The organism is Verticiella alkaliphila, assembly GCF_018904615.1.
GTDB classification, from domain to species: Bacteria; Pseudomonadota; Gammaproteobacteria; order Burkholderiales; family Burkholderiaceae_B; genus Verticiella; species Verticiella alkaliphila.
The window spans coordinates 21,616-27,630 of record NZ_JADCNH010000050.1 but is presented as its reverse complement, the minus strand read 5'-3'; the positions used below and the strand labels follow the sequence as shown (position 1 = coordinate 27,630).

Genomic DNA, 6,015 nt, shown 5'->3' with positions numbered 1-6,015 from the left:
CGCGCAGCCGCCAGCCGCGTCGCCCACCCAGCACGCCGGCGACGCAGCCCAGGCGCTGGCGCTGCGGCATCTCGAGGCGGCCGGGCTGGTCCTCCTGGCGGCCAACCAGCGCTCCCGCACCGGCGAGATCGATCTCATCGTGCGGGACGACGACACGCTCGTCTTCGTGGAGGTGCGCTCGCGTCAGAGCGCGCGCTTTGGCGGGGCTGCCGCCAGTGTGGGCCACGACAAGCAGCGCCGGCTGTGGCGCACCGCCCAGGTCTTTCTGCAGACGCGCTGGCGAGGGCCCCTGCCGCCTTGCCGCTTCGACGTGGTCGCCATCGATGACGGCGTGCTCACGTGGCTGCGCGACGTCTTTCGCGAGAGCTGATGCGGCGCGCCTGCCGCGTGAGATAATGACGCCGCTATGGACCTGTCCGCCCGATTCGCCACGCATTTTCGCGACGCCATTGCCCTTTTCGAGCAATGTTCGCAGTCGCTGTCCGCGCCTACCGCCGCCGCGTCCGAGGCCTTGTTCCTCGCGCTTTCGAGCAACTGCAAGATCCTCGCCTGCGGCAATGGCGGATCAGCAGCCGATGCCCAGCACTTCGTGGCTGAGCTGGTCGGCCGTTTCGAGCGCGAGCGCCTGCCGCTCGCGGCCGTCGCGCTCAATACCGATACCGCCATCCTCACGGCCGTCGCCAACGATTACGGCTACGACGACGTCTTCGCGCGTCAGGTCAATGCCTTGGGCCAGCCTGGTGACGTGCTCGTCGCGATTTCCACGAGCGGCAATTCACCCAGCATCCTGCGCGCCGTCGAAGCGGCGCAGGAACGCGAGATGATCGTCATCGCGCTCACTGGCAAGGGTGGCGGCCGCCTGGGCAGCATGCTCGGCGGGCACGACGTGCATCTGTGCGTGCCCCACGAGCGCACCATGCGCATCCAGGAGGTTCACTCGCTCCTGGTCCACCTGCTGTGCGATGGCATCGACGCGCAGCTTCTCGGAGATAGTTGATGGCGGGTCATTGGGTCAAGACGCGTGGCGTGCGCGCCGTTGCCGCGCTGCTGGCAGCGGCCAGCCTGGCCGGCTGCGTGCCGGTGCTGATGGGCGGCGCGCTGGTGGGCACCACCATGGTGGCCACCGATCGCCGCAGCCCGGGCATCCAGCTCGAGGACCAGGCCATCGAGCAGCGCCTGCGCAATGCCGTGTCGGACAACTTCGGCGACATCGTCCAGGTGACGCCGTCCTCCTACAATCGCCATCTCCTGCTGGTGGGGGCGGTGCCGGACCAGGCCACCAAGGATCGCGTCGAGCGCTTTGCCAAGGGCACGCAGAACGTGAAGGCCGTCACCAACCGGCTGGACGTCGCCCCCAGCCGCACGGTGTCGGCAGGCGCGAACGACAGCTGGATCACGAGCCAGGTCCGCGCGCAGCTGATCGGCACGAGCAAGCTGCCGTCCAACACGTTCGCGATCACCACGTTCCGTGGCGTCGTCTACCTGCAGGCCAAGGTCTCGCGCGCGGAAGGCGCGTCCGCGGCCCGGGTGGCCTCCAGCGTGCGCGGCGTCAAGCAGGTGGTCACGCTCTACGAATACATTTCCGACGAAGAGGCCAGCCGCACGGTCGGCCCGGCCGCGTCGTCCGGCGAGCCGGCGGTGGGCACGCCTGCGCCCACGGCGAGCCAGCTCGCCCCGCCGGCGCCCGCACCGGTGGAGCCGCAGGGCGGTGCCCAGGTCATTCCCATTCCCGCCGCTCCCTGACGGCCCTCACCACGATCGCATCATGTCCACCCAAGAGACTTCCTCCGGCCGCGAGCGCGGTCCTGCCCGCTGGGTTGCGGGGCTGATGCTGGCCATGGCGCTGGCCGTGGGCGGCTGGTTCCTCCTCGCGCCGTCTGCCAAGGCGCCCGACGTCACCTTCCCGTCCATCGATGGTCGTCAGGTGCAACAGGCGGATCTTCAGGGCAAGGTGGTGCTGGTGAACTTCTGGGCGACGTCCTGTGTGACGTGCGTGAAGAAGATGCCCATGATCGTGGACTCGTTCCAGAAATATCAGGGACAGGGCTTCGACGTCGTCGCGGTCGCCATGCAATACGACCCGGCCAACTACGTGCTCAATTTCGCCGAGACGCGCAAGCTGCCCTTCACGGTCGCGCTGGATCCGGTAGGCGACATTGCCAAGGCCTTCGGCGACGTCACGCTCACCCCGACCTCGTTCCTCGTGGGGCGCGATGGACGCATCATCAAGCGGTATCTGGGCGACGTGGACCAGCGCGTCTACTTCGCCGATATCGAGAAGGCACTGGCTTCCTGAGCGCGAGTCGAGCATACGACCGTACAGCAGGGCCAGACGCGGGGCGATGGGATCATGATTCCATCGCCCCGTTATCGTCTGCGGCGCGCGCCTCGACTCAGTCCGCGCGCGCGGCCACGGCAAGCGCAGGCTTGAACACGGCCTCGAGCTGATCGGCCAGGCGATGGGCACCGATGGCGTTGGCGTGCCGCAGCACCTCGGTGACGTGTGCGTTCAGACGTGCCAGCGTCTCGCGCTCGCCCAGCGTGGCGATCAGCGTCGATTTGTCGGCATCCCGGCCGACATCCTTGGCGTCCACCGACAACAAGGCGCAATCGTGCAGGTCGTCCATCAGCTGGAAGGCCTGACCAAGTTCGCTGGCCAGCGCGGACAAGCGGCCCCGCGTGGCGTCGTCAGCAGACACACAGACCGCGCACAGGCCAAATGCCGCATCGAAGAGCACCCCGGTCTTCAGGTGGTTCGTCGTGGCGATCGCCTCGGCGCTGCGTGGCGCCGCACCTTCACGCAGATCCTGGTATTGCCCACCCACGAGTCCGGCGAGACCCACGGCATCGGTCAGCAACACCACGGCCTTGCTGCGGGCTTGCGGGCCGAGCCCAGGTGCCTGGGCCACGGTGCGAAAGGCCAGGCTGAGCAGGCCCACTGCGGCCAGCGTGGCCGCATCCTCACCGAACTGGCGATGGACGGTAGGCTGGCCCCGGCGCAGCGCGGCATCGTCCATGCAGGGCAGATCGTCCAACACCAGGGAGGCCGCATGCACCATCTCGATGGCGCAGGCCATGTCCAGGAGCGCCGGCGACCGGCAGCCCAGGTCGGTGGCCAAGGTGAGCATCATGAGCGGACGGATGCGCTTGCCGGGGGAGAGCACCCCGGCGCGCATCGCGCTCGCCACGCCGCCATCCTCGGGCGGCAGCAGGCTTTCCAGGTGAGCCTGGACCCGATCGCGGGCCGCCTCCACACCGCCTGCAAGCCAGCGGCCTGGCACGAGTGCACTGAAATCAGCCGGGCGGACGGCCCGGGCGCGAGCCTTGCTAGAGGGCGGAACCGCCGTTGCCATCACTGCGTCGCCCGCCTCCGGGTGCAGAGGGCCTTGGCGTCCCAGGCTACCCTCATCCATGTCCCACATTGCCGTCATCGCCCCTCCTTTCTTCAGCCATTACCAGGCCCTCCAGGCGTTGGGTGGGGTGCTGGCGGCACGCGGACACCGCGTGACCTTCTTTCATCAACCCGATGCGGCGGCCCTGATGCGGGACGAGGCGCTTGGCTTCGTTCCCGTGGGGTCCCAGACACATCCTGTCGGGCACCTTCAGCACGTCTTGTGCCGGGCTGCTCGACCGGGCGGCCCTTGGGGCGTGCGACGCGTGGTGCGCGACGTGGCCGCCTCGACGGACATGCTGTGCAGCACGCTGCCGGCGACCTTCGATGCCCATGGCATCACGGCCGTACTTGCCGACCAGATGGAGGCCGCGGGCGCGATCGTGGCTGCCGGGACAGGGCGGCCGTGGGTGTCGGTGGCGTGCGCGGTGCCGATCAATCCGGATCCGGATGTGCCGCCACCCTACCTGGGCTGGGGCTACGACGACAGTGCTTGGGGGCGACACCGCAATCGCGGCGGCGTGCGGGTCGCCCGCTGGATCATGGCGCCGCATGACGCGGTGCTGGCCAAGCATGCGCGCGCTTTCGGCCTGCCGGTGCGCCGCGGCCTGGAAGCCTGGCTGTCTCCGCATGGCCAGATCAGTCAGGGCACGGCGAGCTTCGACTTTCCGCGCGCGCAGCCGCCAGCCGGTTTGCGGTATGTGGGCTGCCTGCATGGCGGGCCCACCGCTCACGCCGACCTGCCCGCACGCGACGCACGGCCGCTGGTGTTCGCCTCCTTCGGCACCATGCAGGGGGGCCGCTTCGACACGTTCCGCCGCGTGGCGCGTGCATGCCGTTCACTCGGCGTGCAACTTTGGGTAGCCCACTGCGGCGGGCTGGATGGTGCGCAGGCCGCGGCCCTGCGTGCCGAAGGTGCCGACTGGGTCACCGATTTCGTCCCGCAGGCTGCCGTGCTGGCCCAGGCGCATGCCGTCGTCACGCATGCGGGCCTCAACACCGTGCTGGAGAGCCTGTGCGCGGGCGTGCCCTTGCTGACCTTGCCGATGGCCTTCGATCAGCCCGGCGTGGCGGCTCGGGTGGCGTATCGTGGCGCCGGGCTGCGCGCGGATCCGCAGTGGTCCTCGATCGGCGCACTACGCGGCGCGCTCGAGCGTCTCCTCACGGACCCCGCGTTTGCCGAACGCGCCGCGCTGCTCGGCGCCGACGTCCGGGCCGCGGGGGGGGCCACGGCCGCGGCAGACGTGGTGGAAGCCGCGCTGCGGCGTCATCCCCGCCACGTCCCCGCTTCAGCGCGACCGGAGGCCTCCCGGATGGGAGCGCCAGCCCAGGGTGCGATGGAAGGGGTCTACCTGTGAACGTGCCCCCCGCAGTGGCCGCGCAGGCGGCACCGGACACGCTGGGCGCGGGCCGCGACGCCAGCAGCCTGGAGACTGCCTACGATCTGATCCTCGTCGGCGCCGGGCTCGCCAATGGCCTCATCGCCCGGGCCTTGCGGCGCGCGCGGCCCGAGCTTCGCCTGCTCGTGCTGGAGGCCGGTGCGGCCGCGGGGGGCAACCACACCTGGTCTTTTCACGACACGGATCTCACCACCGCACAGCACGAGAGCGTGGCGCCGCTGGTCTCGCATCGCTGGCAGGGCCATGCGGTACGGTTTCCCGGATTTCACCGGCGGCTGGCGGGTGGATACCAGAGCATTGCGAGCACCCACTTCAGCGAGGTGCTGCACCGTGAGCTGGGCCCGGCCTTGCGCACCGGCGTGGCCGTGACGCGCGTGACGGCGCGCGAGGTGGACCTGGCCGGTGGTCGGCGCCTGCGCGCGCATGCCGTCATCGACGGGCGCGGGTTGGCCGCGGCACCGGCGCCTGAGCGCGTTGCACTGGGATACCAGCGTTTCCTGGGCCAGGAGATCCGGTTTGCCGAGCCGCACGGGCTCACGGCGCCGATCCTGATGGATGCCGACGTCGAACAGCACGACGGCTACCGGTTCGTCTACGTGCTGCCCATGGGCCCGCGCACCGCGCTCGTGGAGGACACCTACTACGCGGACGATGCCCGCGGGCAGCCCGAGATCTGGCGCCGGCGCATCGCCGAGTACTGTGCGCAGCAGGGCTGGCAGCCAGTGCGGGTGCTGCGCGAAGAGCAGGGCGTGCTGCCCATCGTGCTGTCCGGGGATGCGCAGGCCGTGTGGGACGACGCCCGTGGCGTGCCGCGCGCGGGCCTTGCCGCAAACCTCTTTCACCCGACCACCGGCTACTCGCTGCCCGAGGCACTGCGCCTGGCCGAGCACATCGCTGCCCTCCCGGATCTGTCCGCCGAACCTTTGTTCGCCGCGGTCCGCGCGCACGCCCTGCAGCGCTGGTCGGATCAGGGGTTCTTCCGTGGCCTGAACCGCATGCTCTTCCTGGCGGCGCCACCCACCGAGCGCTGGCGCGTCATGGCCCGCTTCTACCGCTTACCCGAGCCGCTCATCGCGCGCTTCTATGCCGGACGCCCCAGCGCGCTCGACAAGCTGCGCATCCTGAGCGGCAAGCCCCCCGTCCCCGTGGGGGCGGCGCTGCGCGCGTTGCGTGCCGTCCGCCTGCACGATTCCCACGCACCGACGCGCCCTTGAGGCGCTGCGA

At 70.1% G+C, this 6,015-nt stretch carries 7 protein-coding genes; 6 read left to right on the top strand and 1 reads right to left on the bottom strand.

The annotated features are described in order from the left end of the window. The 4 genes from IMZ29_RS20420 to IMZ29_RS20405 form a co-directional block, all read left to right on the top strand. A partial coding sequence (locus IMZ29_RS20420; protein ID WP_216187603.1) for a YraN family protein occupies nucleotides 1–370 on the top strand: 370 nt, incomplete at its 5' end. A gap of 36 nt (nucleotides 371–406) precedes the next feature. Further along, a complete protein-coding gene (locus tag IMZ29_RS20415) occupies nucleotides 407–997 on the top strand; it encodes a phosphoheptose isomerase (RefSeq protein ID WP_216187601.1) in 591 nt (196 codons plus the stop codon). Then, the gene (locus tag IMZ29_RS20410; RefSeq protein ID WP_216187599.1) at nucleotides 997–1,743 is read left to right on the top strand and encodes a BON domain-containing protein; all 747 of its coding nucleotides are present in this window, start codon (nucleotides 997–999) and stop codon (nucleotides 1,741–1,743) included. The genes IMZ29_RS20415 and IMZ29_RS20410 overlap by 1 nt, the downstream gene beginning before the upstream one ends. 22 nt (nucleotides 1,744–1,765) lie before the next feature. Beyond that, entirely contained in the window at nucleotides 1,766–2,296 is a 531-nt protein-coding gene (locus IMZ29_RS20405; protein ID WP_216187596.1) for a peroxiredoxin family protein, read from the top strand. A 97-nt stretch (nucleotides 2,297–2,393) separates the two neighbouring features. On the opposite strand, the gene IMZ29_RS20400 is transcribed toward IMZ29_RS20405, so the two are convergent. Then, nucleotides 2,394–3,281 (bottom strand): polyprenyl synthetase family protein, encoded by an 888-nt coding sequence (locus tag IMZ29_RS20400; protein ID WP_216187594.1) that lies wholly within the window; start codon nucleotides 3,279–3,281, stop codon nucleotides 2,394–2,396. Between the two features lie 130 nt (nucleotides 3,282–3,411). Between IMZ29_RS20400 and IMZ29_RS20395 the strand changes: the two genes are divergently transcribed. After that, nucleotides 3,412–4,749: a glycosyltransferase gene (locus tag IMZ29_RS20395; RefSeq protein ID WP_216187592.1), complete on the top strand. Its 1,338-nt coding sequence runs from the start codon at nucleotides 3,412–3,414 to the stop codon at nucleotides 4,747–4,749. Further along, nucleotides 4,746–6,005, top strand: a complete 1,260-nt coding sequence (gene crtY / locus IMZ29_RS20390; RefSeq protein WP_371820374.1) for a lycopene beta-cyclase CrtY — start codon at nucleotides 4,746–4,748, stop codon at nucleotides 6,003–6,005. The genes IMZ29_RS20395 and crtY overlap by 4 nt, the downstream gene beginning before the upstream one ends. Nucleotides 6,006–6,015: the final 10 nt, after the last annotated feature.